The organism is Bradyrhizobium sp. C-145 (assembly GCF_023375135.1).
Classification (GTDB): domain Bacteria; phylum Pseudomonadota; class Alphaproteobacteria; order Rhizobiales; family Xanthobacteraceae; genus Bradyrhizobium; species Bradyrhizobium zhanjiangense.
In genome coordinates this window covers 9,062,433-9,088,510 of sequence record NZ_CP088150.1, presented here as the reverse complement: position 1 = coordinate 9,088,510, position 26,078 = coordinate 9,062,433, and the positions used below count along the sequence as shown (strand labels likewise).

Sequence of the window (26,078 nt, the reverse complement as noted above, 5' to 3'; positions counted from 1 at the left end):
GCTGACAGGCTCCCCCGGGGCGAAAACATATGGGGCGGTCATGACGGTTACAAGGCGGCCGCGACGCGATGGGCAGCCGGCCTCGCCTCTGCTATCGAAGGCCGGTCATTCAGGGAGCGAGGTCAGTGGTTACGGATCGACCGATCGTGGTGGCCGGCGCCGGTGCCATCGGCTGTTTCGTCGGCGGCATGCTGGCAGCCGCGGGCCGCCGCGTCGCGCTGCTGGTGCGGCCGCGGGTGAAAACCGAGATCGAGCGGTTCGGCCTGCGGTTGACCGACTTCGACGGCTCCGAGAACAAGCTCGGCGCGGGCCAGCTCGCGTTGTCGGAGGATCCTTCGATCTTCCACAGCGCCGGCATCGTGCTGGTGACGGTGAAGAGCGCCGACACCGCCGATGTCGCGGAGCAGATCGCGCGGCATGCGCCGCGCGACGCCGTTATCGTCTCGCTTCAGAACGGTATTGGCAATGTCGCGGTGCTGCGCGAGCATCTCGGCGATCGGCGTGTGCTCGCCGGCATGGTGCCGTTCAACGTGATCGCGATGGGCGAGGGCCGTTTCCACCGTTCGACCTCCGGCGACATTCATGTTGGTGAGGACGATGCGAACACAGCCCTCGCGCTGTCGGTGGCCGGCCTCACGGTACGCGCGAGCCGTGATATCGCCGGCGTGCAATGGGGCAAGCTGATCATCAATCTGAACAATGCGCTCAGCGCGCTGTCCGACATGCCGCTCGCCGCGCAGCTGGCGAACCGCGACTGGCGAAGGCTGTTCGCCGACCAGATGGCCGAGGGCCTAGCCGCGCTGAAGGCCGCCGGCATCGCGCCGGTCTCGGCAACGCCGATCCCAATGAGATGGACGCCGGCCTTGCTGCGGCTGCCCGACGTGATCTTCAACGCGATCCTGGGACGCACGATGAAGATCGATCCCGAAGCCCGCTCCTCGATGTGGCAGGACCTGAAGCACGGGCGCAAGACCGAGATCGACTATCTCCAGGGTGCGGTCATCGCGCTGGCCGAGCAAAACAACGTGGATGTGCCGCTGATGCGCCGCATTGTTGCGCTGATCAAGGAAGCCGAAGTTGCCGGCAACGGCCCGCCCGGGCTGACGCCGCAGCAGATTCGCGGGTCAGCGTGAGTGCGAAGGAGGAGCGCGATGAAGCGTTGTTTGACGATTGGGATCGCGCTGGCTGCGCTCTGCGGCGCATCGACGCTCGCTCATGCAAGACCGCCGACGGTCGTGAACTCTCCAGGCTATGACGCGCGATTGCAGGAGAGCCGCAAGGCGTTGAGCGCTTCGCCAACGGCAGCGCCGCCGGCGAGTGCGTCGGTGGCCAAACCGAAGCCGAGCAAGAAGAAGCACGCGAATTGAGGAAGGGACGCGAATCTCCATCCAACTCGTCATTGCGAGCGCAGCGAAGCAATCCAGAATCTCTCCGCGGAAGGATTCTGGATTGCTTCGTCGCAAGGGCTCCTCGCAATGACGGCGGTGGCTAGCTCTAGCCCTTCTTCGCCGGCTTGCTCGGCGTTGGATTGAACAACTTCTTCAAATCGTTCAAGCTTTCCGACAGCCGCGGCCATTCGCAGGAGAAGGAGCCCTTGGTGCAGGGCGCGCCCTTTCGCTGGCCGACATTCTGCTGCACTTTCGGCCGCTGGACCGGGACGGGCACGCGCTCGATGTCGGTTCGCAGCGCGACCTGCTGGAACTGCTGTACCTGTTGTTCCTGCTGCTCGCGCTGCTGGCGCGCGGTGGCCTGGGCCGCTTCATTAATGCGGCGCTGGTTGGCGAGATAGGCGGTGTAGGCTGCGTCGATCTTCTTCTGCTCTTCCGGGGTCGGATTCGGCCCGGCGATGTCGAAGGTGCGATCCTGGAGGAAGTCGTAATAGGAATAGCCGCCGCCAGCCTTGCGGCGGCCGGCGAATTTGGCGTTGCAGTCGGCAAGCGCCGCGGTCTTCTCAGCCTTGGTCGGGGATTTTTCGGCGGCGTCGGCGCATTCCTCGAAGTCGACGGGCGCGCGCTTCCACCATTGCGCCTGGGCATGCGGCAAGGTCAGCAGAAAAAATCCTGCTGCGGCAACGAGAAGCGCCGCACGACGCGATGCAACTACGACCGACATTCTACGAGAGCATTCCCTGCAAAACTCAACCCGCCCCGAGTCGAGTCGGATTTTTGCCTCTTTATCGCCGGCTTGTCACCCATGGAACCCGGGAATTTCATGGCTGGGCTGCTGACATTTTTTGCTTGACGTGGCGCGCGAGTCACAGCCGCGCGCAGATGATGTGCTTAGACTTTTATCGATTTGAATTCGAAGGGGAATGTCCGTCATGCGAGCGTTGGCCGGTCTCGTCGCAATCGCGCTGGTGCTGATTTGCGGCCATGCCTTCGCGGCGGACGAAGCTGCGCCCAACCGCAAGCCGGTGAGAGCGGTTGCGGACGCGCGGCTCGCGGTCGGCGGCCAGGGCATTCTGCCGCTCTACCTCTCCAGCGACTGGTCGATGCCGCTGCCGGCGATCTCGCGCGCGATCATCGTGCTGCATGGACGGCTGCGCAATGCCGACGAATATTATCTGTCAGCCCACACCGCGCAGGTCGCAGCGGGCGACGACGGCAAGCGTGCGCTCATGATCGTGCCGCAGTTCTTGGCGGAGATCGATGTCGAGGCCCACAAGCTGCCGGCAGACATGCTGCGCTGGTCGCTGGAGGGTTGGGAGGGCGGCGATGCCGCGCTGGCGCCCAATCCGGTCTCCTCGTTCGAGGCGCTCGATGCGATCCTGGCAAAGCTCACCGACCGGCGCATCTTCCCGAACCTGAAGCAGGTCGTGGTCGCCGGCCATTCCGGCGGCGGGCAGGTCGCGCAGCGCTACGCCATCGCCGGCAAAGGCGAGGCGGCGCTGTCGCGCCAGCACATCGATATCCGCTACGTCGTCGCCAACCCGTCGTCCTATGCCTATTTCAGCGCCGAGCGGCCGGTGCCCGCCATCGCCGCCTCCTGCCCGGGCTACAACAATTGGAAATACGGCATGGACGAGCGGCCGCCCTATCTTGCGAACGTCACGCCGGCTGCGCTCGAACAGCGCTATGTCGAGCGCGAGGTGATCTATCTGCTCGGCACCCTCGACACCAATCCGGAGCATTCCGCGCTCGACAAGAGCTGCATGGCGAAGGCGCCACGCGCTACGCCCGCGGTCACGCCTATGCGGAGGCGATGGCCAAGCGCAACCACGGCACGCCCAATCACCGGGTTTGGGACGTCGCGGGCGTCGGCCACGACGCCGACAAGATGCTGACCTCGACATGCGGGCTCGCGGCACTGTTCGATAGTCCGGGCTGCGGCGCGGAGCGCTGATGCGCATGCGTTGAAGGCTTATGTCTTGAAGGCTTACGTCTTGAAGGCTTGCGGCTTGAAGGCTTGGCTCCGGCTGTTACACTTCGCACCGTGAGCGCCTCATCGTGAGGCGGCGCCAAGAAGACGAAGTGGAAACGCCTGATGCTGCTGCCCCTGTCCGACGTGCCGCGCTGGTACGCTGAACGCAAACCGCACGGCACGATCGCCGTCCGTCATGGGCAGGATACGCTGACATGGGACGAGCTCGAGCGTGGCGCCAACCGGCGCGCGCGGGCGTTCATGGCCAGGGGCGTCAAGCCCGGTGACTTCGTCGCGATCGGATTGCCGAACGGCAACGCGTTCTTCGAGACGTCCTTTGCGGTGTGGAAGTGCGGGGCGACGCCGACCTCGCTGTCATGGCGCCTGCCGCGCGGCGAAGCCGCCGCGGTGCTCGACATCCTCAAGCCGGTGCTGGTGGTCGGCGGCGAGGCCGATTGGAACGCGCCGAACCGTCTGCCCGCGGATTTCGTGCCGCAAGGTTTTTCGGACGAGCCGCTCGATCCGCCGGTGGCGCGCTACTGGAAGGCCATGACCTCAGGCGGCTCGACCGGCCGGCCGAAGGTGATCCTCGATCACCATCCAGCGGTGACCGACACCGTGGCCGCGCCGCCGCTCAACATCCCGTTCGGGGTCTCGTTGCTCAATCCCGGTCCGCTCTATCATAATGCGCCGTTCATCGTGTCGCATTACGCGCTGTTCACGGGCGGCCAGCTCACCGGCCTCGTCAAGTTCGACGCCGAGGAGACGCTGCGGCAGATCGAACGCGAGCGCGTGCAATGGGTCAATTTCGTGCCGACCATGATGCACCGGATCTGGGCGCTGCCGGAGAGCGTGCGCAATGCCTACGATCTGTCGAGTCTTGAGACGGTCTTCCACATGGCAGCTCCGATGCCGCCCTGGCTGAAGGAGAACTGGATCGCCTGGCTCGGGCCTGAGCGGATCTGGGAGCTCTATGGCGGCACCGAGCGCCAGGGCTCCTGCATCATCTCCGGTGCGGAATGGCTGACGCACAGGGGTTCGGTCGGCAAGATCGGCGACATGGCGAAGCTTCGCATCATCGGTGAGGACGGCAACGACGTCGCGCCCGGCGAAACCGGCGAGATCTATTTCCTCAATAATGACGGCAAGGACGCCACCTATCACTATCTCGGGGCCGAGCCGAAGCGCCGCGCCGACGGCTGGGAATCGCTTGGCGATATCGGCCGGCTGGACGCGGAAGGCTATCTCTATCTCGGCGACCGCCTCGCCGACATGGTGCTGCGCGGCGGCGCCAACATCTATCCGGCCGAGGTCGAGGCCGCCGTCTCCGCCTGCCCCGGCGTGCGCTCCTGCGTCGTGGTGGGATTGCCCGATCCGGAATTGGGCCAGCGTGTCCACGCCGTCATCGAGCCGGAGCCGGGCGCGGACGGTCAGGCGCTCGCCGACGGCATGGCGGAGTTTTTGAGGGACAGGCTCAGCCGCTACAAGCATCCGGAGAGCTTCGAGATCGTCAGCACCCCGCCGCGCGATGATTCCGGAAAAGTCCGCCGCACCCTGTTGCGCGACGAGCGCGCGGCGTGGATGAAGCAGGGGCGCGCCTTCCGGATTTGGCCGGCCAAGGCGCGAGCGCACGCCGACTGAGACACATCACGGAAGGACTGACGAGATGCCCATCACCATCGCTGCCAACAGCGTGCCGAAGCCGCCCGCCGACATCATCGAGGGCTTCCGAGGCGCGCCGACTTCGGTGATTTCCGACAATCTCGCCCGGTTGCCGGGCGCGGTGGGACTGAAGCCGTATCATCGCGGCGGCAAGCTGGTGGGGACGGCCTTCACGGTGCGCACCCGCCCCGGCGACAATCTCGCCATCCATCGCGCACTCGAGCTGGTCGGTCCCGGCGACGTCATCGTGGTCGACGGCGGCGGCGACGAGACGCGAGCCCTGGTCGGCGAGATCATGAAGAACATCGCGCAGTGGCGCAAAGCCGAAGGCTACGTCATCGACGGCGCGATCCGCGATGTCGCGGCGTTCGCAGCCGATGACTTTCCCTGCTATGCCCGCGCCGTGATCCACCGCGGCCCCTACAAGAACGGCCCCGGCGAGATCAACGTGCCTGTGACGATCGGCGGCAGCGTGATTGCGCCCGGCGACATCGTCGTCGGCGACGAGGACGGCGTGGTGTCGTTTCCCGCCGCGGGCGCCGCCGCGGTACTGGAAGCCGTCCGCGCCCAGGTCGCGCGCGAGGAGGAGACATTGAAGGCAATCCGCGAGGGACGCTATCAGGGCTCGTATGGAAAATCCTGATCAGGCGAGCACGAAGGGGAGGATGGCATGAGCCAGAAGGACGAATTCCATAACATCGATGATCCCAGCGACGGATTGTTTCGCGAGCTCGCGGCGGGAGTGACCACGCGCATCTTCTCGGGCGAGCAGGCGATGCTGTCGGTGGTGACGCTGGCCCCGCATGCGCAGGGCACGCTGCACCATCATCCCGAGGAGCAATGGGGCGTGCTGCTCGACGGCTCCGCCGTCCGCGTCCAGGGTGACGAGGAAATCCCGGTGAAGAAGGGCGATTTCTGGCGCACGCCCGGCAACGTGCCGCACACCATGCGCGCCGGCCCCGACGGCGCCCGCGTGCTGGACGTCTTCAGCCCGCCGCGGCCAGAATATAGAAAACCGGGGTCGGGCTTCGGGACGACCTAAGCGCTTCGCGCTTAGGTTATTTTCTTGAGCGTGATCTTTGGGAAAACCGCTGCACACTTTGCGCTAACGCGGCCCTTCGGGTCCGGGTCATGCTCTAGCGCCAACGAGCAAAAGCCGGGACGATCACACGACGCACGCTCTTGGCCGCACCGGCCGTTCTCGCGATGGCGCCGGCAGCGGCGCAGGCCGGCAAGATCACGCTGGTGGTGCCGTTCCCGCCGGGCGGTTCGACCGACGCGATGGCGCGGCTGTTGCAGTCCAATCTGCAAACCAAGCTTGGCCGCATCGTCGTGGTCGAGAACAAGTCGGGCGCTGCCGGCGCGCTCGGTGCGGCGCAGGTCGCCAAGAGCCCGGCGGACGGCTCGACGTTCCTGGTGACATTCGATTCCCACGCAGTGATCCCGGCCATCCTCGACAAGCCGCCGGTCGACGTCGAGCGCGAGCTGATGCCGGTCCTGCTGGTGGGCACCGCTCCTTACGTGATCGCCGCGGGCGCCGGCCGTCCCTATAAAAGCTTCGCGGACGTGGTGGCGGCCTGCAAGGCGTCGCCCGGCGCGGTGAAATACGCCTCCGTCGGCATCGGCACGCTCGGCCATCTTGCCATGACCGTGCTCGGCAGCAAGGCCGGTGTCGAGATCATGCACGTGCCCTATCGTGGCGGCGGTCCGGCCATGAACGACGTGCTCGGCGGCCATGTCGATCTCATCGCGGGATCGGCGGCGCTGGTTGCAGCCCAGCTCGGCACCAACATGCTGCGGCCGATCCTGCAGCTCGGCCGCACGCGGCTGTCGGCCTTGCCGGACACGCAGACCGCGATCGAGGCAGGCTTTCCGGATTTCGAGACGCTGGCCTGGTGGGGCATCTTCGCGCCCGCGGGCACGCCGCCGGACATCGTTTCGGCCATGGCGACGGCGTGCAAGGAGATCCTGAGCGAGCCCGCGACTGCAGCTCAGCTCAAGGACACGCAGCACATGACGTTGCTGCTCGAGGACGGCGCCGCCTTCAAGACCTTCTTCGACAAGCAGGTCGCCTATTGGGGCAAGGTGGTCAGGGACAACAATATCAGGGCGTGAGAGGCCTCTGCCCGGGATTGCCATCCCGGGTCCGGTGCGCTCGTGCGGGCTTGAGCGTCAGAGCATCTTGCCGACGATCTTCGTCATATCTGCCGCCGAAAACGCGCGCAGCGTTTCGGTGCGGACATTGCCGAGTGCGCTGAGACTAAGGCTGAGCGACATCGCGGCAGCCTCATCTGGAGCCTCAAGAACGGTTACAACGTCATATCGTCCCTGCGTCCAGACGATCTCTTTCACGGTCACACCGAACGTTTTGGCCATCTCCTTGAAGGCTTCGGCCCGCTTCGGCGAGTCCTTGACGTTGCGGACTCCCTGATCCGTGAAGTTTCCCAGCACGACATAGGTTACCATGGTCGTCCTCCCTGGTTAGAACCCAGATCCAATTCTCGCTTGAGGCAACCGCGCCGAGTTTGCCACGGCGGCTGAGACAGCGCTACTTGCGCGTTGGAACGTCAGCAGATGCGACTTATTCGGTCAGGACAACGGCCGTGCGAAACTGAGCTCATGGCCGTCGGGGTCGGTGAGATGGAAGTAGCGCTCGCCCCATTCCGCATCGCGCGGCGTGGCCGACGGCTGCCATCCGGCGGCGCGCGCCTGCTCAAAGGTCGCGTCGACATCGGCGACATAGAAGATGACGCGGCCCCACCAGGACCAGCGCTTGTCGTCTGGCTGCGCCGTCAGGTTGAGATAGCCGGCGCCGGCGCGAAAGCTGGTAAATGCTGCGGCTTCGCCGCCATGGAGGAGCTCGAACCCCAGCGAGTGGTAGAAGCGCACGGCGCGCGCCATGTCATGCGTGCCGAGCGTGATGGCGCTGATGCTTTCGATCATGTGGGCTGCTCCGCAGAGAGGGATACGGGAGGAGATTGTACAGCCGCCTCGCTTCCCTTGACGACAACCCGGCCCGCCGATGCGGCTGGCGAACGGCATCTTGCTCTGCTATGAGGGGGCCGAACCCGCAACGTTCGGGTTCCGCGGTCCCGTAGCTCAGCCGGATAGAGCGACGGTTTCCTAAACCGTAGGTCGGAAGTTCGAGTCTTCCCGGGATCGCCATAATCTCAGATACTTAACGCATTGCTCGCCAGATGCTGGGTGCGCCTCGCGCGCATATTCCCTATCCTTTAGCTTCGCCCTCGTGTTCGCCTGCCGTGACCCTGCGGCTGGCAATGGCAACGCCATATCATTCGACTAGCGGGAAAGTAGCGCCAGGACTATCATGCTCGCTCTGCGATTGAATATCCGGACGCCTGTTCATAGCGAAACAGCCCGCAATCATTTCCGCGAACTCGCTCATCATCATTCTTTTTGGAAAGTTCTTGCGGTGATCAAGCAGAAGTCAAATAGCCGCGGCGGGATCGGGCCGCGTTCATTTCTGGACGACAATAGAGAGTTCGAGCGCTGGCTGCGTTCCCAATGTAAGGTCGTCGAGCGCGACCTCGACGAAAAGCACAAAAAGATGAAGGACGACCCGTTCGTCTTCCTTCGTGCAACCTTCTTCCGCTGGGCCAGGTCTATCGAAGCGCTCTGCCCGGAGTTGACGGACGCGCCGCGCGTGCTGTCCGTGGGGGACACCCATATCGAAAATTTCGGGACTTGGCGCGACGCGGAGGGACGCCTCGTCTGGGGCGTCAACGATTTCGACGAGGCCGCGAGCATTGCCTATCCCTTCGACCTCGTGCGCCTTGCGACAAGCGCCCGGCTCGCGCCAAAGGCCAAGAAAAAGAAGGCGAGGGCCATGACCCACGTCGGCAATGGTGACGCCGCAAAGGCGATTCTCGATGGTTACAAGCAGGGTCTCAAACAACCGCGGCCCTCGCTCCTGGATGAGCAGGCGAGCTGGATGCGCGCTTACGTGACATGCACCGACGACGAACGCCATGAGTTCTGGGACGACGTGGAGAAATATCCGCGAGCGAAGCCACCGTCTGCTGTTGCCGCAACACTCCGCAAGAAATTACCGCCCGATGCCGCATTCGATCGCTTCGCGACGCGCGTGGCAGGTGTCGGCAGCTTGGGCCGGCCGCGATTCCTCGCCATTGCCGATTGGTGCGGCGGCCAAATCGTCAGGGAAGCTAAGGCGCTGGTGCCGTCGGCCTGGGATTGGGCGCATGATCGGAAAGGCAAGCTGCGCTTTCTCGACCTCGCAAAAGGTTCGTATCGAGCTCCCGATCCACACCTCGTGCTCGAACGCCAAAATGGCTTCGTGATCCGGCGCCTTGCGCCCGACTCCCGCAAGATCAATCTCGGGGATCACGCGAACATGAGCCTGGAGCTCGATCTGCTCAACGTCATGGGCTTTGACATCGGCGCCATTCACGCCGCGACGGCACGCGCATCGACCACGATCGCCGCAGACCTGATTAAACGCGACAACGATTGGCTGCATGCTGCTGCAAAGGCCGCCGCCGCATTCGTCGAAGATGATTTCAAGGAGTGGCGCAGGCACGGTTGACCGGCGAGCGGCGGGCTCCGTTCTCGATCACCTCCGCGCTTTGCCCAGTTGGTGCAAGATTTGCTACAAGATTTGCTATAGGCAGGACGGCGACTAAGGTCGCACGGCCGCCATCTGCAATGCTTGGCCACAATTCCGGAGACCATGATGCCTTTCGACTTGATCCTGCGCGGCGGCCGTGTGGTCGATCCGTCCCAGAAGCTCGACGCCGTGACCGACGTCGCCTTTGCCGGCGGCAAGGTCGCGGCGGTCGGCGGCGGGCTCAAGGCCGATCCGGGCACCGAGGTCCGTGACGTCTCGCGCTACATCGTGACGCCGGGGCTGATCGATCTCCACACCCATGTCTATTGGGGCGGCACCTCGCTCGGCATCGATGCCGAGGAATTTTGCCGCCTCTCCGGCGTCACTACGGCGATCGACACCGGCAGCGCGGGGCCGGGCAATTTCGCCGGCTTCCGCAAGCATGTGATCGAGCCGAGCCAGGTCCGCATCCTCGCATACCTGCACGTCTCGCATGCCGGCATCTTCGGCTTCTCGCACCGGATCATGGTCGGCGAGAGCGAGGAGCTGCGACTGATGAATCCGGTCGATGCGGCCAAGGTAGCCGATGCCAATCGCGATCTCATCGTCGGCATCAAGGTGCGCGTGGGCCTGCATTCGTCGGGCACGTCGGGGACCGTGCCGCTCGACATTGCGCTGGAGGTTGCCGACGAGGTCGGCATGCCCCTGATGGCGCATATAGACCATCCGCCGCCGAGTTACGAGGAGGTGTTGGCGCGCCTGCGTCCCGGCGACGTGCTCACCCACGCGTTCCGGCCCTTCCCCAATACGCCGGCGACTGCGCAGGGCACGGTGAAGAAGGCGGTGCTGGACGCACGCGAGCGCGGCGTCCTGTTCGATATCGGCCATGGCAAGGGCTCGTTCGCGTTCAAGACCGCGCGCGCCATGCTCGCCAACGGCTTCTATCCGGACACGATCTCGTCCGACATCCACATGCTGTGCATCGACGGTCCCGCCTATGACCAGGTCACGACCATGTCGAAGTTCCTGTGCATGGGCATGGAGCTGCCGGATGTGATTGCGGCCTCGACGGTGAATGCGGCGATGGCGCTGCGGCGCCCGGAGCTCGGCAGCCTCAAGCCGGGCAGCGTCGGCGACGCCACGCTGATCTCGGTCAAGCAGGGCCAGTTCGATTACGAGGACGTCGTCGGCGAGCACCTGATCGGTAACAGGAAGATCGTCTCCGAAGGCGTCGTCATCGGCGGCCGCTGGTGGCATCCGAATTGAACGACCCTAAGCTTGCTCGCGATAGAATTGGAGCAGCCGCGCGCCCGCGGGCGAGAGCCAGTCGGGCGCACCGGTAATGTAGCCCTCGACGCGGCCGCTCATTCCGACGAGATAGGTGATGGGCATGCCGACGAGCGAGAACATCGCGGTAGATGCTTCGGCCGCTGTGCCATAGGCGTCGATGTAGCAGGCGAGATTTTGCACGGCGAGGCCGCCGAGGAATGTGCGGATCTTGCGCAGGTCTTTGGTGTCCGTGCAGACCGCAACGATGTCGAGCCGGTCAGGCCGTGATGCCGCCAGACTTGCGAGCATGGGTAGATCGAGCCGGCAGGCGGCGCACCAGGTGGCCCAGAAGTTCACCAATGTGATGTGGCCCGGCTTGGCCGTCACGACAGCGTCCCGACCGTGCGGGTCCTGAAGCCTGAGCTGTGGCATCGGCGCGCGGGGCCGCACCACAGTAAATTGGCTGCGGCCGGCCTCGAACACTGGCGGCCAGCTGTCCTGCGCGCCGCTTGCATGTGGGACAGCGAGAGAGGCTGCCGCGGCCATCAGGATCGATCGTCGCGACAGCACTGAGCCTCCTTCGCGCGCTGTCTCACGCATGGATATAGGCCCAGCCCTTCAGCTGCAGATCGACCACGCGTCCGATGCCGAACGGGACGAGGCTCGCGCCTGCTATCAGCGGGATCGAGACCTGCTCCTTGGCTTCCGCAATCGCCTTGGACGAGGCGCACATGCTGTAGGCGAGGTTCGGCAGCGACTGCCGCAGCGTCGCCAGCGGCTCGACCAGGGGCGTCTTGTCGGCCCGGAAGACGTCGATGCCCTTGCCGTTGGCGACGACCTCGATCAGCAATTTCGCGCCCCTCTCGGCAAAATGCTTGGAGAGATTGGCGGAATAGCTGATCGCGTGACCCATGACGTAGGGCTCGTTGCTGTCGATCAGGATCACGACGCCGTCGGCGAGACGATCCACTTTGGCCGCGGCGGTGCCGCCGGCCGTGAGGATTGATGCGCCGGCGAGCAGCCCCCTGCGGGACCATCCGTTGGCTGAGATCATGGCTGTGGCGACCGGTCAGAACTGCCGCGGTGCGATCGGTGCCTTGCTGTTGCGTCCCCACAGCACGAACAGGCTGAGCGCCAGCAGGACGACGTTGAGCGGCGCGATCGGAGCCTCGCCGCGCGAAATGTGGAAGAAGAGCGCGAACACCTGCAGCACCGCGCAGCCCAGCGCCGCCAACACGGTCAGCCGCGGCAGGATCCGTGTCAGGGCCGGCAGCAGAATGCCGATCCCGCCGGCGAGATCGACCAGCGCGATCGCGCGAACGAACGTTTCGGAATATTGGCCGGCCCAGGGCATCATCGCCGCAAGCTGGGGAATGGGTGTCGTCAGCTTGACCAGCCCCGCCGAGATGAAGACGAAGGCGAGGAGGACCTGCGCGACCCAGAGGCCGATGCGCAAGGCGCGGCCGGGGGCGGCGGTCTCGATGATGGTGCTGGACATGGTGGTTCTCCAGGGGATGTGAGGGTGGCCACCATTTGATGGTTTCCTTATTCTTGATCATTATCTGCTCCAGGATTGGTTCATTTCCTGGATATTGATGATTTCATGGACACCTTGGTCAGCATGAGGGTGTTTTGCCTGGTCGCCGAGCTGAAGAGCTTTGCGGCCGCGGCGCAGCGCCTGCGCATCTCGCCCGCCATGGCGAGCAAGCATGTGATGCAGCTCGAGAAGCGGCTTGGCACCCGGCTGTTGAATCGGACCAGCCGGCGCGTCAGCCTGAGCGAAAGCGGGGCGCTCTATTTCGAGCAGGCGCGGCAGATGCTGGACTCGCTCGACGAGGTCGAGGCCGCCGTCAGCAAGGCGACCGTTGTTCCGCGCGGCACGCTGCGGCTGACCGCGCCGGTGTGGATGGCGAACGCGATCTTTGCCGGCGTGCTGGCAGACTATCAGGCGCGCTATCCGGACGTGCGCCTCGATGTCGATCTCAGCGGACGGCTGGTCAATCTGGTCGAGGAGGGATTCGACCTCGCCTTGCGCGCGACCGGCGCGCCCGACGAGGCGTTGATCGCGCGGCCCATCACCAGAGTCCCGTTCTATTTGGTTGCAGCCCCTGCGTTTCTCAAACGCGCGGGCCGCCCGGCGACCTTTGCCGATCTCTCCGGACAAGCGCTGTTGCACTATGCGCTGTATCCCGGCGAGAGCTTCTCCTTCCAGGGCGAGCACGGCCCCGAGACCGTAAAGCTCAATCCGGTGCTACGCAGCGCCAACGAAACGCTGCTGCACGCGGCTGCGCTCGAAGGCATGGGCCTCGCCTTCCTGCCGAAATGGCTGGTCACTGATGACATCGCCGCCGGACGTCTCGAGCACCTCATGTCCGAGCAGGTCATTTTCGAGGGAAAGCTGTTTGCGGTGTATCCGAGCCGCAAATATCTCTCAGCGAAAGTGCGGACCTTCATCGACTTCATCGCCGCCGACAAGCGGATGAAGTGAACGGCTACAACGACCTTGCAATCAACAGCTTCATGATTTCGTTGGTGCCGCCGTAGATCTTCTGGATGCGGGAATCGATGAAGATGCGCGAGATCGGATATTCCTGCATGTAGCCATAGCCGCCGAACAGCTGCAGGCATTCGTCGGCGGTCTCGACCTGCTTCTCCGAGCACCAATATTTCGCCATCGACGCCGTCACGGTATCGAGGTCTTTGGCGATCAGGCGCTCGATGCACCAGTCGACGAAGACGCGGGCGATCATCGCCTCGGTCTTGCGCTCGGCGAGGGTGAAGGCGGTGTTCTGGAAGTCCATCAGCGGCTTGCCGAACGCCTTCCGCTCCTTGGTGTACTCGGTGGTGAGTTTGACGGCGCGCTCCATCGAGGCGACGGCGCCGACCGCGAGCGCAAGCCGCTCCTGCGGCAACTGCTGCATCAGCTGGACAAAGCCCTGACCTTCCTCCTTGCCGAGCAGGTTTTCCGGCGGCACCGTCACGTTGTCGAAGAACAGTTCCGACGTGTCGGAGGCGTGCAGGCCGATCTTGTCGAGATTGCGCCCGCGCTTGTAGCCGTCCGCGCCGGCGGTCTCGACCACGATCAGCGAAATACCCTTGGCACCAGCATCGCCGGTGCGCGCAACCACGATGACGAGATCGGCGGCCTGGCCGTTGGTGATGAACGTCTTCTGGCCGTTGATGACGTAGGAATTGCCCTGCTTCTTCGCCGTGGTCTTCACGGCCTGCAAATCCGAGCCGGTGCCGGGCTCGGTCATGGCGATGGCCCCGACCATCTCGCCCGAGGCCATCTTCGGCAGCCAGCGCTTCTTCTGCTCCTCCGAGCCGTAATTGAGGATGTAGTGCGCGACGATGGCGCTGTGCACGGAGACGCCGGTCGTCAGCTCCGGCACCGTGCTCTCGAGATCGTCCAGCACCGCCGCGTCATAGGCGAAGGTGGCGCCCAGCCCGCCATATTCCTCCGGCACGCTTGCCAAGAGCGCGCCCATCTCGCCGAGCCCGCGCCAGGCGAAGCGGTCGACCATCTTCTGCTCGCGCCATTTTTCGGCGTGCGGCGCCAGGTCCTTGGCAAGGTATTTCCGGAACTGGTCGCGGAAGATTTCGAGCTCTTCGGTCATCCAGGAGGAGCGGTAGGACATGGAAACCTCGATCGGCGATGTCGCGCCTTGCGACAGCCAGCGTGTCAGGCCTGCCACAACGGTCGGCACGGGCGCAAGGCTGCTCCTCTTGGTACGCCATTCGAGCTCGCCGCGAATTGTGTTTTCAGGCTGCGCCCGGTCTAGCCGCCATGTGCGGTCTTGCCGCCGTCGATGACGAACTGACCGCCGGTCGTGTAGGGATGATCGTCGGAGGCCAGCACGAGCGCAAACGCGGCGATCTCCTCGGGCGTTGCCACGCGCTGCAAGCCCGGAACGTTGGATTTGGCCCATTGCGCAATGCCGACGTGCCAGGCTGCATCGGGCAGATTCTCCATGCCGGCGAGCCGGCGAATCATCGGCGTGTCGGTGGTACCGGGAACCAGTGTGTTGATGCGGATGCCATGTTTTGCGTAGTCGAGTGCCGCGGCCTGGACCAGGCCGACCAGTCCGCGCTTGGCCGCCGAATAGGCCGAGCGTTTGGCTGTCGTGGCAATGGCGTTCGACGACGCCGTGACGACGATCGCGCCGCCTTTCTCCAGCATGTGAGGGATCTCATACTTCATCGACAGAAATACGCCGCGCAGGTCGGTGCTGATCACGTCGTCGAATTCGGCCGCGCTGTATTCGTGAAGGGGGCGCTCGATGGAAATGCCGGCGTTGTTGAAGGCGACGTCGAGCCGTCCGTAGCGTTCGATCGTCTTGTCGACCAGCGCCTTGATCTCGGCCTCGTTGCGGACGTCGGCGCGAATGAAGACCGCGTCGCCGGCCTCGCGCACCTCGTTCTCCACCTGTTTGCCGCGCTCGGCGTTGCGGCCGCAGAAGGCGACCTGGCCGCCTTCGGCCGCGAACATCAGCGTCGCGGCGCGGCCGATGCCGGAGGTGCCGCCCGTGACGATGACGACCTTGCCCTCGAATCGGCGCTTGCCGCTGGGCTTCTGCTGCGGCAGCGTCGCGCTCTGGCCGAGCGCCACGCCGCCGGCGAGGCCACCGACGGCGCCCGCGAGCATGCCGAGCGCGGCGCCTCCGACCAGATGACGCCGCTTTACGGGACTGCTTGCGGTGATATCCTGCATTTCGGTCATTTCGAACTCCGGGGCCACTCATCTAAACAGTGTTAAGATAGATATGCCGCAATCTGAACAGTGTCAAGTTACATGAAGAAACACGCCCCCTCCGCCAAGCGCGGCGCCGGCGCGACGCGGGCAAAGCCGGAGCCCGGTTATCATCACGGTGAATTGCAGGAGGCGTTGATCGCTGCGAGCGAAGCCATTCTCGCCGAGCAGGGTGCCGAGGGTTTCACGCTGCGCGAAGCCGCGCGACGCGCCGGGGTTTCGCCGGCTGCCCCGTCGCATCATTTCGGGAACGCGCAGGGGCTTCTCACCGAAGTCGCGATCCGCGGTTACGACGCGCTTGCCGGCGCCTTGCGCGAGGCGGCATCCGTCAAGCAGGGTGCGAGCGACAAGCTCCATGCCCAGGGACTTGCTTATGTCAATTTTGCGCTGACACATCCCGGCCGGTTCCAGATGATGTTTGCGAACAAGCGCCTCGTGGCAGACGATCCGCGTCTGAGGCAGGCGAGCAGGGCCGCCGGTCACGCGTTCGAGATCGTCGTCGCCGAACTGGTCGGCGGCACCGCGAAGGAGGCGAAGACAGCGGCTGCGGCGGCCTGGTCCACCGTTCACGGCTTTGCCAAGCTTGCGCTCGAGGAGAAATTCGGCTCTGTGAAGAACGAGGCCGGACGCCGCGAGATCATGATGACGCTCGACCAAGTCCTGAACTATCTATGGCCGGCAAGCGGCGCGCACCGTTGAGTGAGGGCCCGACGACGTCATGACAAGCAAGACGACGGAGCTCAAGTTCGACATCGAACGCATCGGCATGGTCTCCGCGATCCTGACGCTTCCGGCCCATGCGCGCGCCTGCTACGTCCTCGCGCACGGCGCCGGCGCGAACATGCGGCATGCCTTCATGGAGAAGGTCGCCGCGGGCCTTGCGGAGCGCGGCATTGCGACGTTCCGCTTCAATTTTCCCTACATGGAGGAGAAGAAGGGGCGTCCCGACCAGCCGGCCGTCGCGCACGCCGCCATCCGCGCGGCGGTTGCTGAGGCTGCCCGGCTCTGCCCCGGCATCACGCTCATCGCCGGCGGAAAATCGTTCGGCGGGCGCATGACATCACAGGCGCAGTCCAAGGCTGCATTACCTGATGTCAAAGGGCTCGCCTTCCTCGGCTTCCCCCTGCACGCCGACAAGAAGCCGTCCTCCGAGCGCGCCGAGCACCTCGCCGGCATCGCTATCCCCATGCTGTTCTTGCAAGGCACCCGCGATGGGCTTGCCGATCTGGGCTATCTCAAGCCTGTCGTCGAGAAGCTCGGCCCGAAGGCGACGCTGCATCAGGTCGAAGCCGGCGACCATTCGTTTGCGGTGCTAAAGAAGTCCGGCCGCACCAATGACGAGGCGCTGACAGAGGTGCTCGATACGCTGGCGGCCTGGATCGACGGGCTCGCCTGAATCTCAGGCCGAGTAAAGCCCCTTGTCGCGCGCCTTCTGGATCGCGAGCGCGGCGATCAGGTCGAGGGTCGGCGTCGACAGCCCGGCGGTGCGGGCGAAAGCGGCAGGCGCTTTCACCAGCACGTCGATCTCCATGGCGCGGCCGAGCTCGTAGTCCTGCAGCAGCGACGGCTTGTGGTTGGGGGCGGGGCCGCTGCGGGTCACGCGTTTGACCTCGGGAATGAAATGCTGGGCGATGTCGTTGGCCTCGTTTAGCATGCGCGGAATGACTTCAGTGAAGGCGGGGTCGTCGCGCACGCCGCGCGCGGTCTGGCCGGTGAGCAGGCACAGCACCGACAGCGACATGTTGGTCAGCAGCTTTGACCAGATCGCCTCGCGGATCTCGGCCACCGGCGGCGATTCCAGCCGGGCATCGTTGAAGACGCCGCGCAGCCTGGTGATGCGCTCGCAATTGCGGTCGTCGCATTCCCCGATCAGCAGGCGGTTGCGGTCCGGCGTCAGGTTCTGCACCACGCCGGGCGCGATCACCTCGTTGGAGGAGAAGACGACGCCACCGACGATCCGCTCCTTCGGGATGCAGGCGCGCAACCGACCGCCGGGGTCGAGAAACGAGATATCCGGCGGCGTCGGGTGCCGCGGCGGCAGGCCGATGCCGTACCACCAGGGAATGCCGTTCTGCGCGAACACGATCGCTGTGTCGTCCTGGAGCAGCGGCTTGATGTTGGAAACCAGTCCCTGAAGTGCGGTCGCCTTCAGCGTCGAGATCACGACGTCCTGCGGGCCGAGCTGGGCCGGATCGCCTGACGCGTTCACCTTGGCGCTGACCTCGGAATCGCCGACGCGCAGCTTGAGGCCGCCGGCGCGCGCCGCCTCCAGATGCGCGCCCCGCATCACGCACGAGACCTCATGGCCGGCGCGTGCCAGCCGGACCGCAATGTGGCTGCCGACGGCGCCCGCGCCGAAAATGCAGATGCGCATGTGATGTCCCGTCCTGATCCCTTGGTGCCATCAGCTGCCAGCATGACACAAGCCGCCATGCGATGGACGCGGCCGCCCCACGCCGGAAAGATATGGATCAGGACACGCGCCCTCGGCCATAGTGCGCAGCAAACAAACCGACCGGAGGATCGCCGATGCCCGCCAACCCTGTCCTGTGGACCCTTGATAAGCGCGGCGTCGCGACCGTCACCTTGAATCGTCCCGAGGTCAACAACGCCTATGACGGCGCGCTGATCGCGGGCGTGCTCGCGGCCATGGACGATCTCGGCAACAAGCCGAACTTGCGTGTCGTGGTGCTCCGCGGCAACGGCAAGCATTTCCAGGCCGGCGCCGACCTCAAATGGATCAATGGCGTGCGGCCGCAATCGACTGAAGCGAACGAGGCGGCGTCACGAGCGACCTTCGAGGCCGTGCAGCGGCTCAACACGCTGCCGGTTCCGACGGTCGCGCTAGTGCAAGGCGGCTGTTTTGGTGGCGGCACCGGCGTGATCGCGGCCTGCGATGTCGTCATCGCGGCCGAAAACGCGCTGTTCTCGATCACCGAGGTGCGCTGGGGCCTGACCGCGGCGATCATCATTCCGCAGCTCTGCGACGCCATCGGCGTGCGCCAGGTCCGCCGGTACGCCCTGACCGGCGAGCGCTTCGGCGCCGAGGACGCCCGCCGCATCGGCCTCGTCCACGAGGTGGTGCCGCTCGCCGATCTCGAAGCCGCCGGCACCAAGGTGGTCGAGCAGCTGCTCGCCAACGGGCCGGAGGCGATGGCCGAAACCAAGCGCCTTGCGCTGGAGAGCTCGTTCGGCGGAATGGCGGTGGACGATGCGGCGTACACGCGGCTCGTGCACCTGCATTCGCTCAAGCGCCAAAGCGCGGAGGCCGCGGAAGGACTGGCGTCCTTCGCGGAGAAGCGGGCGGCGAATTGGGATGGCGCGAAAACTTGAGCCTCAGCAGCCGCGGCAGATGTTGTTGATGCTGCGATAGACCGCGTCGTCGTCCTGCCGCATCTGGCGCAGCGTTTCGAGCGTCTTGCTCTCGCCGGTCGGCGCGGCCGGCTTGCGTCTTTCGGCGAGCTCTTCCTCCTGCCGCTTGTAGCAGGCTTCGCGATCGGGCTTGGCCTGGATGAAGCGGCAGTTCTGCTCCAAGGCTGCGGCGGGAGCAGCTGAGATCAACAGGGCTATCAAAGCGGGGAGGGGAAATTTCATAAGCGTCGAGTCCATGCTGGCACTTCTGTCAGGTCCGTCATTCCCGGGCAACCGTCTCGAGGCAAGCATGTAGCCCGGATGGAGCGGAAGCGAAATCCGGGGCCGGTGTCCCCGCATTCCGCTGCGCTCCATGCGGGCTACGGCGCGCCGCAAGGCTCACAGCGACGTCGCCAGTGACGTTTTCAGCAGCGTGAGCAGCGCCTGCACCGCAGCGGCGTTGCGGCGCCGTTCGGGAATCGCGGCCTTCACCCACAATTCCGGAATCGGGAAATCGCGCAGCACCGGCTTGAGGCTACCGTCACGCAAGGCATCCGCGACGAGATAATGCGACATCAGCGCGATGCCGTTGCCGGCGATGGCGCTGCGCGCCAGCACGTGTCCTTCGTTGGAGGAGAGCAGCGGGCTGACCTGGATGCTGATGCGGCCACGCGGTCCGTCGAAGACCCATTCCGGGCCGGTCGGCATGAAGCTGAGGCAGCGATGCTCGACCAGATCGCGCGGATGTTTTGGCGTGCCGTGCTTCTTCAAATAGGCTGGTGAGGCGCAAAGCAGCCGCTTCAACGGGCACAGCGGCTCGTCGACCACGCCGCCGAAGGAATGCGGGAAGGCGCCGATGGCGATGTCAAATCCTTCGGTGACGGGATCGACCGGGCGATCGATCAGAACGATCTCGAGCTTCAGCCGCGGGTTCTGGGTCTGGAACGCGCTGAAGGCGTCGGCGAGACGCGCCACAGTCAGCGAGGTCGGCGCCTTGATGCGGAGGTGATCGACGAGATCGTGGCCCTTCTCGCCCATGCGCGAGAGCAGGTCGGTGGCGTCAGCCACGACGCCGCGCGCGCGATGCACGTAGCGCTGTCCGGCCTCGGTCAGTCGCAACTGCCGGGTCGAACGGTGAAACAGCGGCGTGCCGATGCGCGCCTCCAGTTGCGTGACGCGCTTGGCGACGACCGAGGTCGAGACATCAAGCTTTCGCGCGGCGGCCGAGAATCCGGCCGCATCCGCCGTGGCGAGGAAGGCTTGCAGGTTCACGAGGATGTCCATAGCGACCTTTCTCGATTCGCGAAAGCTGATCGCGTATTTTGGTGGATTGTAGCCCCTCGCGCGTTAATTCATAGTCGTTCCTAAGCAAAGGATTTCGGGAGCGGACGCGCCATGCGGGCCATGACGATCGAAGAACCGGCACGACAGGTGCCGCTCTATGGCGAGTATGAAGTCGTCGTGCTCGGCGGCGGCCCTGCCGGCATTGTCGCCGCGGCCTCTGCCGCGCGCGCCGGGCGGAAGACGCTGCTGGTCGAGCGCTATGGCTTCCTCGGCGGCATGGGCACGGCGGCCGGCGTCACCAATTTCTGCGGCCTGCACGGCAACGTCCATGGCGAGCACCGGCGGCTGGTGCAGGGCATGGCGTCCGAGCTGCTGGCGCGGATCGATCGGCTCAACGGTCTCAATGCGCCGCACCTGATCCTCGGCAAGGTCTTTGCACAGGCCTATGACACCGCCGCCTACAAGATCGCGGCCGACGAATTGCTTGCCAGCCACAAGGTACACATCCTCTTCCATGCACTCGGCGCCGGCGTGGTGATGGGCGATGACCGCCGCATCGACGCGCTGATGGTCGAGACCAAGGCCGGCCGGCACGCGGTGCGATCTGAGATCTTCATCGACTGCTCCGGCGACGGCGATCTCGCCGTGTGGGCCGGCGCGCCGTTCGAAATCGGCGACGAGCACGGCCATCCGATGTATCCCTCGATGATGCTGCGTCTCAACGGCATCGATCCGGAGAAGGCGGGCGATGCCTGGCGCACCATTCCGCAATTGATGGAAAAGGCCATTGCGGCCGGCACCCACACATTCCCGCGCAAGAGCGCGATCGTGCGGCCGCAAAAATCCGGCATCGAATGGCGGGTGAATTTCACCCAGGTGGCGCGCGAGGACGGCCATGCCATCAACGGCGTCGAGCCCGACGATCTCACCCGCGGCGAGATCGAGGGCCGCAAGCAGGCCCTCGCCGCGTTCGAATTCCTGCGCACCGTGCCGGGCTTCGAAAAGTCCTACATCGTCGACCTGCCGCCGCAGCTCGGGATCCGCGAGACCCGCCGCATCAAGGGTGGCTACCAGCTCAGCGGTGCGGATGTGCTCGGCTGCGCTTCGTTCGAGGATTCCATCGGCGTCAATGGCTGGCCGATCGAGGCCCATGTGCCCGGCGACGTCGTCTTCACCTTCCCGCCGATCCCGGAATCGCGGGGCTATAACGAGCTGCCTTATCGCATGCTGGTACCCGAAGGCGTCGACAATCTCCTGGTCGCCGGCCGCTGTGCCTCGATGACCCATGAGGGCCAGTCGGCGGCGCGGGTCTCCGGGGCCTGCTTCGTGATGGGCGAGGCCGCCGGTTCCGCCGCCGCGCTGGCGCTGTCCGGAAACCGGATCCCGCGTGACATCCCCGTTGAAAAATTGCAGGAAACGTTGAAACAACAGGGCGCCTTCATCGGGCGAGACCAGACGGTGCCCGAGGGCCTGTAGCGGACGGCAAGAACGACCAAGAGAACCACTGGAGGAAACGGGATGATCGGGATTGCGCGGCTCGCGCTAGTGGGCCTTTTGGCGATCATGGCGATGAGCACGGCCAGGGCCGAAGACGCGCTGAAGGCGAAGATCGGCGTGCTTCGTCTGTCGTCCTCCGCGCCGGTCTTCATCGCGCAGGACAAGGGCTATTTTCGTGAGGCCGGCTTAGAGGTCGAGCTGAAATTCTTCGACGCGGCGCAGCCGATCGCGGTCGCCACCACCTCGGGTGACGTCGATTTCGGCATCACCGCCTTCACCGCAGGTCTCTACAATCTCGCCGGCAAGGGCACGCTGAAGGTGATCGGCGGCATGAGCCGCGAGAAGGCCGGCTATCCCCTCATCGGCTATTTCGCCAGCAACAACGCCTATGCCGCCGGCCTGAAGACGCCGAAGGATCTTGCCGGCAAGCGCGTAGCGGTGACGCAGGTCGGATCAAGCTTTCACTATTCGCTCGGCCTGCTCGCCGACAAATACGGCTTCAAGCTTACGGACGTGAAGATCGTGCCGCTGCAATCGCTGTCGAATGCGGCGGCTGCGCTGAAGGGCGAGACCGTCGATGCGGCGCTGCTGCCGATCTCCACCGCACGCAAGCTGATGGATGAGGGCGGCGCAAAGTTTCTGGGCTGGGTCGGCGACGAGACGCCCTGGCAGCTGGGCGCGGTGTTCGCCTCGCCGAAGACGCTGACCAACAAGGTGCTGGTGACAAAACTGCTCGGCGCGCTCGCGAAGGCCGACCGCGAATATCACGACGTCATCCTCGCCGCGATGAAGGACGGCGTTGCGCCGATCAACGACAAGACGAAGCCGCTCTTGGAGATCATTGCCAAGTACACCAATTTGCCGGTCGAGCAGGTGGTCGGCAATTGCGCCTATATCGACCCCGACGGCAAGCTGGACGTGAAGAACGTCGACAACCAGATCAAATGGCTGCAGGAGCAGGGCTTTGCCGACAAAGGCTTCGATGCGAACGCGATCATCGCGAAGGACTATGTGAAGGCGGATTGATGTTGACGATGCAGACTCTTGCGGCGAGCGATCTGCCACCCTCCCCTGGAGGGGGAGGGTCGATCGCACCGGCGATGCGCAGCATCGACCGCGGCGAGCGGGGTGGGGTGAGCCACGGCGGCGGTCTGTCCGTCGTTCGCTCCGATCGTTCGCGGAAAGCGCGAGAGCAGGCATCGTCAGCATCAATGCGGATAGACCGTCACCCCACCCCGGTTCGCATTTCGCTTCGCTCAGTACGAATCGACGCTCCCCCTCCAGGGGAGGGTGAAGAAGGCGGGCTCGCCGCATGGATCTGATCGCCAACCACATCTCCCACCGCTTCGGCGATCTCGCTGTGCTCGACGACGTCTCCTTTACGGTCAGCGCCGGCGAGGTGGTGGCGATCGTCGGTCCCTCCGGTTGCGGCAAGAGCACGCTGCTGTCGATCCTGGGCGGCCTGCTGCAGCCGACCTCCGGTGCGCCCGAGCTGCGCGGGACGCCGCCAGCGGACAGCCTCAATCCGCTGACCTTCGTGTTCCAGGATTTTGCGCTGCTGCCATGGGCGACGGTCGAGGAGAACGTCGAATTCCCGCTGCTGCATACGCAGCTCTCGGCGACGCAGCGCCGCGCGCTGGTCGACGATGCGCTCCGCCGCACCAGCCTGACCGATTTTCGCAAAACCTATCCAAAGCAGCTCTCCGGCGGCATGCGCCAGCGCGTCGGCATTTCGCGCGCGCTTGCGGTCAAACCTGCGATCCTGCTGATGGACGAGCCGCTGTCGGCGCTGGATTCGCAGACGCGTGAGCTGTTGATGGAGGATTTCGTTAGCCTGCTCGCCGATGGTGGCATGGGCGCGGTCTATGTCACCCACAATCTCGAAGAGGCGGCGCGGCTCGCCGACCGCATCGTGGTGCTGTCGCGGCGGCCGGGGCGGATTCGCGAGGTCGTGACCGTGCCGATGACGCGCGCCGAACGCGGCGGGACCGCGGCGCGGGAGAAGCTGCTCGCGCTGCAAGACCAGATCTGGTCGCTCATCCGCAATGAGGCGATCGATGCCGAGCGCGAGGTCCAACATGCTTGATCGGGCCTTGGCGGAAACTTCAGCGAAGGACGAGGCGACCCGGCGCGTCCGCTTCCGCGGTGCGGGCTTCGTGCCTGCGTCGAGCCGCTTCGGCGGCTGGATCGCGCTCGCGCTCGTCATCGCGGTCTGGCAGGCCGCCGGTACCCTGGGCCTCGTCAATCCGCTGTTCCTGCCGGCGCCATCGGCGATCGCGCGCGCGATCTACGAGCTCGCAATCTCCGGCGCGCTCTGGCAGCACGTTTCGGCCTCGCTGCTGCGCATCGGCGTCGGCTGGCTGCTCGGGACTGCGGCCGGCGTTGCCGTCGGCTTCGCCATCGGCCTGTCGCGGCTCGCGCGCAGCGTCGGCATCACCTTCATCTCGGCACTGTTCCCGATCCCCAAGATCGCGCTGCTGCCGCTGTTGATTCTCTGGCTCGGCATCGGCGAAGAGCCGAAGATCGCGACCATTGCGCTCGGGGTGTTCTTCTCGACCGCGATCTCGGTCTATAGCGGCGTCGATGCGGTGCCGCGCAACCTGATCCGCATGGCGCAGAGCTTCAACGTTCCCTTCGCCACCATCGTGCGCAAGGTGATCTGGCCCGGCGCGCTGCCCGCGATTCTCGCCGGCTTCCGTATCACCGCCTCAGTCGCGCTTCTGCTCGTCGTCAGCGCCGAAATGATCGGCGCGCAATACGGCATCGGCGCGTTCGTGCTCCAGGCCGGTAATCTGATGCAGACCGATCAGCTGCTCGCGGGCGTGGTGATCCTGTCGGTGTTCGGGCTTGCGGTGGGGAAAGTGATCGGCTGGCTGGAGATGCGGCTGTTGCACTGGCGGTGAGGCATTCTCCATCATTGCGAGCGCAGCGAAGCAATCCAGGGTTTTTCCACAGTGACAGTCTGGATTGCTTCGCTGCGCTCGCAATGACGATGTGGATGGAGACGCGCGCCAAAATTTCCATCGTGGTCCCGGCGAAGGCCGGGACCCATACCGCGTGATCTAACAAGGAACAGCGGTTCTTGTACCGACGAAGATAACTACAATCTTCGCTAAACTACTTCCTGTGGTTATGGGTCCCGGCCTTCGCCGGGACGACACCGAGTACTTGGCTAGCAGCCCGCCTCACGCGTTCCCGCGATCTTCCCGGAACAGATCCAGCTTCTGCTGCACCGGCCGGTCCGAGAAGCTGAACAGCACGGCGTCCTCGTCCGCCTCGTGCGTGACCCAGTGCCAGCTCGGCACCACGAACAGATCGCGCGGGCCCCATTCGAAAACGGTGTCGCCGATCCGACTGCGCCCCTTGCCCTCGATCGGGCAAAACACCGTCGCATCGGTCGCGCGATAGCGCGCGGTCTTGAAACCCTTCGGCAGCAGCTGGATGAAGGTGCCGATGGTCGGCATCGCGAAATCGCCGGTCTCGGGATTGCTGAACTTCAGCTTCAACCCGTGGCAGGCGTCCCATTCCTGGCTTACGCGGGCTTTCTCCAGGGCTTCGCGGGTGTAGGCATAGGGATAACTGAAGATCGGCGAGGTCTTCGAGCTCCGTTTCACGTCCACCGGCAGCAGATTGTGGCCGTAGCGGGCGAAGCTGTCGCCGGCCGGCTTGGTGATCTTCTGCTGGTCTTCCTTGGAGCCTTCCGCAAAGGAGCAGTCGAAGAACTGCACCAGGGGGATGTCGAGACCGTCGAGCCAGAACATCGGCTGGTCAGTTTCGTTGGAATGATCGTGCCAGGTCATCGACGGCGTGATGATGAAGTCCCCGGGCTCCATCGCGGTGCGCTCGCCGTCGACGGCCGTGTGGGCGCCCTTGCCCTCGAGCACGAAGCGCAGCGCGGACTGGCTGTGGCGATGGGCGGGCGCGACGTCGCCGGGCACCACCATCTGCACGCCGGCATAGAGTGAGGTCGTAATCTTGGACTGTCCGCGCAGGCCCGGGTTCTCCAGCACCAGCACGCGCCGCTCGGCTTCCTTGGCGGTGATCAGCTTGCCGGCTTCCGTCATGTAGTCGCGGATGACGTCGAACTTCCAGAGATGCGGCCGGCAGGCGCTCTTCGGCTCCGGCGTGATCAAATCGCTCATCACCGTCCACAGCGCGGTGAGATTTTCGCCGTCGATCTTCTTGTAGAACGCCTCGCGTTCCGGCGTCTTGGTCACGGCTTCCATGGTTGCTGCTCCCGATCGTTTTGTTGATTGACAGTATACTGACGATCTAGGTAGCGTCAACGTGGCGAACAACGTACAAGCAACGGGAAAACGG

28 protein-coding genes, 1 tRNA gene and 1 pseudogene are annotated in these 26,078 nt (G+C 64.9%); 18 read left to right on the top strand and 12 right to left on the bottom strand.

All coding sequences use genetic code 11. The features are described 5' to 3' along the window. Positions 1-125 precede the first annotated feature (125 nt). Together LRP30_RS42820 and LRP30_RS42815 are read left to right on the top strand one after the other, a co-directional pair. Positions 126-1,133: a 2-dehydropantoate 2-reductase gene (locus LRP30_RS42820; RefSeq protein ID WP_249758734.1), complete on the top strand. Its 1,008-nt coding sequence runs from the start codon at positions 126-128 to the stop codon at positions 1,131-1,133. An 18-nt stretch (positions 1,134-1,151) separates the two neighbouring features. Continuing rightward, positions 1,152-1,367, top strand: a complete 216-nt coding sequence (locus tag LRP30_RS42815) for a hypothetical protein (RefSeq protein ID WP_249758733.1) — start codon at positions 1,152-1,154, stop codon at positions 1,365-1,367. Between the two features lie 127 nt (positions 1,368-1,494). On the opposite strand, the gene LRP30_RS42810 is transcribed toward LRP30_RS42815, so the two are convergent. Beyond that, the gene (locus LRP30_RS42810) at positions 1,495-2,112 is read right to left on the bottom strand and encodes a hypothetical protein (RefSeq protein WP_164934765.1); all 618 of its coding nucleotides are present in this window, start codon (positions 2,110-2,112) and stop codon (positions 1,495-1,497) included. 208 nt (positions 2,113-2,320) lie between these two features. Here LRP30_RS42810 and LRP30_RS42805 point away from each other — a divergent pair. The 5 genes and pseudogenes from LRP30_RS42805 (at position 2,321) to LRP30_RS42785 (ending at position 7,137) form a co-directional block, all read left to right on the top strand. Then, positions 2,321-3,342: pseudogene (locus LRP30_RS42805) on the top strand (alpha/beta hydrolase). A gap of 141 nt (positions 3,343-3,483) precedes the next feature. Beyond that, positions 3,484-5,001 carry an AMP-binding protein gene (locus tag LRP30_RS42800; RefSeq protein ID WP_128947638.1) on the top strand — a complete coding sequence of 506 codons (1,518 nt, stop codon included), beginning with the start codon at positions 3,484-3,486 and terminating at the stop codon, positions 4,999-5,001. Positions 5,002-5,026: 25 nt separating this feature from the next. Then, positions 5,027-5,665, top strand: a complete 639-nt coding sequence (locus LRP30_RS42795) for an RraA family protein (protein WP_128947639.1) — start codon at positions 5,027-5,029, stop codon at positions 5,663-5,665. Positions 5,666-5,692: 27 nt separating this feature from the next. After that, on the top strand, positions 5,693-6,064 hold the full coding sequence (locus LRP30_RS42790) for a cupin domain-containing protein (protein WP_249758732.1): 372 nt from the start codon (positions 5,693-5,695) through the stop codon (positions 6,062-6,064). A 164-nt stretch (positions 6,065-6,228) separates the two neighbouring features. Then, entirely contained in the window at positions 6,229-7,137 is a 909-nt protein-coding gene (locus tag LRP30_RS42785) for a tripartite tricarboxylate transporter substrate-binding protein (RefSeq protein ID WP_346016243.1), read from the top strand. Between the two features lie 57 nt (positions 7,138-7,194). Here the strand turns inward: LRP30_RS42785 and LRP30_RS42780 are convergent, their stop codons facing one another. Both LRP30_RS42780 and LRP30_RS42775 read right to left on the bottom strand, forming a co-directional pair. Further along, on the bottom strand, positions 7,195-7,488 hold the full coding sequence (locus LRP30_RS42780; protein ID WP_014490344.1) for a GYD domain-containing protein: 294 nt from the start codon (positions 7,486-7,488) through the stop codon (positions 7,195-7,197). 123 nt (positions 7,489-7,611) lie between these two features. Next, complete coding sequence (locus LRP30_RS42775; RefSeq protein ID WP_249758730.1) at positions 7,612-7,965, bottom strand: VOC family protein; 354 nt, start codon at positions 7,963-7,965, stop codon at positions 7,612-7,614. Between the two features lie 145 nt (positions 7,966-8,110). On the opposite strand from LRP30_RS42775, the gene LRP30_RS42770 reads away from it, so the two are divergent. The 3 genes from LRP30_RS42770 to LRP30_RS42760 all read left to right on the top strand — a co-directional run bounded on the left by LRP30_RS42770 (position 8,111) and on the right by LRP30_RS42760 (position 10,873). Then, positions 8,111-8,187, top strand: a tRNA-Arg gene (locus LRP30_RS42770). A gap of 268 nt (positions 8,188-8,455) precedes the next feature. Beyond that, on the top strand, positions 8,456-9,586 hold the full coding sequence (locus tag LRP30_RS42765; RefSeq protein ID WP_249758729.1) for a DUF2252 family protein: 1,131 nt from the start codon (positions 8,456-8,458) through the stop codon (positions 9,584-9,586). Between the two features lie 147 nt (positions 9,587-9,733). Further along, positions 9,734-10,873 carry an amidohydrolase/deacetylase family metallohydrolase gene (locus LRP30_RS42760; RefSeq protein WP_249761960.1) on the top strand — a complete coding sequence of 380 codons (1,140 nt, stop codon included), beginning with the start codon at positions 9,734-9,736 and terminating at the stop codon, positions 10,871-10,873. Positions 10,874-10,879: 6 nt separating this feature from the next. Here LRP30_RS42760 and LRP30_RS42755 read toward each other — a convergent pair whose 3' ends face one another. The 3 genes from LRP30_RS42755 to LRP30_RS42745 are packed head-to-tail and all read right to left on the bottom strand — an operon-like array spanning position 10,880 to position 12,374. Continuing rightward, positions 10,880-11,476 (bottom strand): TlpA disulfide reductase family protein, encoded by a 597-nt coding sequence (locus tag LRP30_RS42755; RefSeq protein ID WP_128940301.1) that lies wholly within the window; start codon positions 11,474-11,476, stop codon positions 10,880-10,882. Beyond that, positions 11,469-11,930: a DsrE family protein gene (locus LRP30_RS42750; RefSeq protein ID WP_249758728.1), complete on the bottom strand. Its 462-nt coding sequence runs from the start codon at positions 11,928-11,930 to the stop codon at positions 11,469-11,471. Before LRP30_RS42750 ends, LRP30_RS42755 begins: the two co-directional genes overlap by 8 nt. A 15-nt stretch (positions 11,931-11,945) precedes the next feature. Continuing rightward, a complete protein-coding gene (locus LRP30_RS42745; RefSeq protein WP_249758727.1) occupies positions 11,946-12,374 on the bottom strand; it encodes a DoxX family protein in 429 nt (142 codons plus the stop codon). Positions 12,375-12,479: 105 nt separating this feature from the next. Between LRP30_RS42745 and LRP30_RS42740 the strand changes: the two genes are divergently transcribed. Further along, entirely contained in the window at positions 12,480-13,364 is an 885-nt protein-coding gene (locus tag LRP30_RS42740) for a LysR family transcriptional regulator (protein WP_249758726.1), read from the top strand. 4 nt (positions 13,365-13,368) lie between these two features. Here the strand turns inward: LRP30_RS42740 and LRP30_RS42735 are convergent, their stop codons facing one another. Together LRP30_RS42735 and LRP30_RS42730 are read right to left on the bottom strand one after the other, a co-directional pair. Further along, positions 13,369-14,514 (bottom strand): acyl-CoA dehydrogenase family protein, encoded by a 1,146-nt coding sequence (locus LRP30_RS42735; RefSeq protein ID WP_128940402.1) that lies wholly within the window; start codon positions 14,512-14,514, stop codon positions 13,369-13,371. Positions 14,515-14,654: 140 nt separating this feature from the next. After that, the gene (locus LRP30_RS42730; protein WP_249758725.1) at positions 14,655-15,596 is read right to left on the bottom strand and encodes an SDR family oxidoreductase; all 942 of its coding nucleotides are present in this window, start codon (positions 15,594-15,596) and stop codon (positions 14,655-14,657) included. A 72-nt stretch (positions 15,597-15,668) separates the two neighbouring features. Here LRP30_RS42730 and LRP30_RS42725 point away from each other — a divergent pair, with 72 nt between their 5' ends. Continuing rightward, positions 15,669-16,325: a TetR/AcrR family transcriptional regulator gene (locus LRP30_RS42725; RefSeq protein ID WP_249758724.1), complete on the top strand. Its 657-nt coding sequence runs from the start codon at positions 15,669-15,671 to the stop codon at positions 16,323-16,325. Between the two features lie 19 nt (positions 16,326-16,344). Further along, entirely contained in the window at positions 16,345-17,022 is a 678-nt protein-coding gene (locus tag LRP30_RS42720) for an alpha/beta family hydrolase (RefSeq protein WP_249758723.1), read from the top strand. Between the two features lie 3 nt (positions 17,023-17,025). Here LRP30_RS42720 and LRP30_RS42715 read toward each other — a convergent pair whose 3' ends face one another. Further along, positions 17,026-18,000 (bottom strand): ketopantoate reductase family protein, encoded by a 975-nt coding sequence (locus LRP30_RS42715; protein WP_249758722.1) that lies wholly within the window; start codon positions 17,998-18,000, stop codon positions 17,026-17,028. A gap of 155 nt (positions 18,001-18,155) precedes the next feature. Here LRP30_RS42715 and LRP30_RS42710 point away from each other — a divergent pair, with 155 nt between their 5' ends. Next, positions 18,156-18,959: an enoyl-CoA hydratase-related protein gene (locus LRP30_RS42710; protein ID WP_249758721.1), complete on the top strand. Its 804-nt coding sequence runs from the start codon at positions 18,156-18,158 to the stop codon at positions 18,957-18,959. Between the two features lie 3 nt (positions 18,960-18,962). On the opposite strand, the gene LRP30_RS42705 is transcribed toward LRP30_RS42710, so the two are convergent. Further along, entirely contained in the window at positions 18,963-19,187 is a 225-nt protein-coding gene (locus LRP30_RS42705; protein WP_249758720.1) for a hypothetical protein, read from the bottom strand. 189 nt (positions 19,188-19,376) lie between these two features. Continuing rightward, positions 19,377-20,261: a LysR family transcriptional regulator gene (locus LRP30_RS42700; protein WP_249758719.1), complete on the bottom strand. Its 885-nt coding sequence runs from the start codon at positions 20,259-20,261 to the stop codon at positions 19,377-19,379. A gap of 111 nt (positions 20,262-20,372) precedes the next feature. On the opposite strand from LRP30_RS42700, the gene LRP30_RS42695 reads away from it, so the two are divergent. The 4 genes from LRP30_RS42695 to LRP30_RS42680 all read left to right on the top strand — a co-directional run bounded on the left by LRP30_RS42695 (position 20,373) and on the right by LRP30_RS42680 (position 24,661). Continuing rightward, on the top strand, positions 20,373-21,737 hold the full coding sequence (locus LRP30_RS42695; protein WP_249758718.1) for an FAD-dependent oxidoreductase: 1,365 nt from the start codon (positions 20,373-20,375) through the stop codon (positions 21,735-21,737). 42 nt (positions 21,738-21,779) lie between these two features. After that, complete coding sequence (locus LRP30_RS42690) at positions 21,780-22,784, top strand: ABC transporter substrate-binding protein (RefSeq protein WP_091893558.1); 1,005 nt, start codon at positions 21,780-21,782, stop codon at positions 22,782-22,784. A 286-nt stretch (positions 22,785-23,070) separates the two neighbouring features. Further along, the gene (locus LRP30_RS42685) at positions 23,071-23,844 is read left to right on the top strand and encodes an ABC transporter ATP-binding protein (RefSeq protein WP_249758717.1); all 774 of its coding nucleotides are present in this window, start codon (positions 23,071-23,073) and stop codon (positions 23,842-23,844) included. Beyond that, positions 23,837-24,661, top strand: coding sequence for an ABC transporter permease (locus LRP30_RS42680; RefSeq protein WP_249758716.1), 825 nt, complete (start codon positions 23,837-23,839; stop codon positions 24,659-24,661). The genes LRP30_RS42685 and LRP30_RS42680 overlap by 8 nt, the downstream gene beginning before the upstream one ends. A 282-nt stretch (positions 24,662-24,943) precedes the next feature. Here the strand turns inward: LRP30_RS42680 and gtdA are convergent, their stop codons facing one another. Further along, the gene (gene gtdA / locus LRP30_RS42675) at positions 24,944-25,984 is read right to left on the bottom strand and encodes a gentisate 1,2-dioxygenase (RefSeq protein WP_249758715.1); all 1,041 of its coding nucleotides are present in this window, start codon (positions 25,982-25,984) and stop codon (positions 24,944-24,946) included. Positions 25,985-26,078 lie beyond the last annotated feature (94 nt).

What these genes read in the sequence shown, in the direction of transcription:
- LRP30_RS42815 (WP_249758733.1), top strand. Translation starts at nt 1,152, where the DNA reads ATGAAGCGTTGTTTGACGATTGGGATCGCGCTGGCTGCGCTCTGCGGC.
- LRP30_RS42810 (WP_164934765.1), bottom strand. Translation starts at nt 2,112, where the DNA reads ATGTCGGTCGTAGTTGCATCGCGTCGTGCGGCGCTTCTCGTTGCCGCA.
- LRP30_RS42800 (WP_128947638.1), top strand. Translation starts at nt 3,484, where the DNA reads ATGCTGCTGCCCCTGTCCGACGTGCCGCGCTGGTACGCTGAACGCAAA.
- LRP30_RS42795 (WP_128947639.1), top strand. Translation starts at nt 5,027, where the DNA reads ATGCCCATCACCATCGCTGCCAACAGCGTGCCGAAGCCGCCCGCCGAC.
- LRP30_RS42790 (WP_249758732.1), top strand. Translation starts at nt 5,693, where the DNA reads ATGAGCCAGAAGGACGAATTCCATAACATCGATGATCCCAGCGACGGA.
- LRP30_RS42785 (WP_346016243.1), top strand. Translation starts at nt 6,229, where the DNA reads ATGGCGCCGGCAGCGGCGCAGGCCGGCAAGATCACGCTGGTGGTGCCG.
- LRP30_RS42780 (WP_014490344.1), bottom strand. Translation starts at nt 7,488, where the DNA reads ATGGTAACCTATGTCGTGCTGGGAAACTTCACGGATCAGGGAGTCCGC.
- LRP30_RS42775 (WP_249758730.1), bottom strand. Translation starts at nt 7,965, where the DNA reads ATGATCGAAAGCATCAGCGCCATCACGCTCGGCACGCATGACATGGCG.
- LRP30_RS42760 (WP_249761960.1), top strand. Translation starts at nt 9,734, where the DNA reads ATGCCTTTCGACTTGATCCTGCGCGGCGGCCGTGTGGTCGATCCGTCC.
- LRP30_RS42755 (WP_128940301.1), bottom strand. Translation starts at nt 11,476, where the DNA reads ATGCGTGAGACAGCGCGCGAAGGAGGCTCAGTGCTGTCGCGACGATCG.
- LRP30_RS42750 (WP_249758728.1), bottom strand. Translation starts at nt 11,930, where the DNA reads ATGATCTCAGCCAACGGATGGTCCCGCAGGGGGCTGCTCGCCGGCGCA.
- LRP30_RS42745 (WP_249758727.1), bottom strand. Translation starts at nt 12,374, where the DNA reads ATGTCCAGCACCATCATCGAGACCGCCGCCCCCGGCCGCGCCTTGCGC.
- LRP30_RS42740 (WP_249758726.1), top strand. Translation starts at nt 12,480, where the DNA reads ATGGACACCTTGGTCAGCATGAGGGTGTTTTGCCTGGTCGCCGAGCTG.
- LRP30_RS42735 (WP_128940402.1), bottom strand. Translation starts at nt 14,514, where the DNA reads ATGTCCTACCGCTCCTCCTGGATGACCGAAGAGCTCGAAATCTTCCGC.
- LRP30_RS42730 (WP_249758725.1), bottom strand. Translation starts at nt 15,596, where the DNA reads ATGACCGAAATGCAGGATATCACCGCAAGCAGTCCCGTAAAGCGGCGT.
- LRP30_RS42725 (WP_249758724.1), top strand. Translation starts at nt 15,669, where the DNA reads ATGAAGAAACACGCCCCCTCCGCCAAGCGCGGCGCCGGCGCGACGCGG.
- LRP30_RS42720 (WP_249758723.1), top strand. Translation starts at nt 16,345, where the DNA reads ATGACAAGCAAGACGACGGAGCTCAAGTTCGACATCGAACGCATCGGC.
- LRP30_RS42715 (WP_249758722.1), bottom strand. Translation starts at nt 18,000, where the DNA reads ATGCGCATCTGCATTTTCGGCGCGGGCGCCGTCGGCAGCCACATTGCG.
- LRP30_RS42710 (WP_249758721.1), top strand. Translation starts at nt 18,156, where the DNA reads ATGCCCGCCAACCCTGTCCTGTGGACCCTTGATAAGCGCGGCGTCGCG.
- LRP30_RS42700 (WP_249758719.1), bottom strand. Translation starts at nt 20,261, where the DNA reads ATGGACATCCTCGTGAACCTGCAAGCCTTCCTCGCCACGGCGGATGCG.
- LRP30_RS42695 (WP_249758718.1), top strand. Translation starts at nt 20,373, where the DNA reads ATGCGGGCCATGACGATCGAAGAACCGGCACGACAGGTGCCGCTCTAT.
- LRP30_RS42690 (WP_091893558.1), top strand. Translation starts at nt 21,780, where the DNA reads ATGATCGGGATTGCGCGGCTCGCGCTAGTGGGCCTTTTGGCGATCATG.
- LRP30_RS42685 (WP_249758717.1), top strand. Translation starts at nt 23,071, where the DNA reads ATGGATCTGATCGCCAACCACATCTCCCACCGCTTCGGCGATCTCGCT.
- LRP30_RS42680 (WP_249758716.1), top strand. Translation starts at nt 23,837, where the DNA reads ATGCTTGATCGGGCCTTGGCGGAAACTTCAGCGAAGGACGAGGCGACC.
- gtdA (WP_249758715.1), bottom strand. Translation starts at nt 25,984, where the DNA reads ATGGAAGCCGTGACCAAGACGCCGGAACGCGAGGCGTTCTACAAGAAG.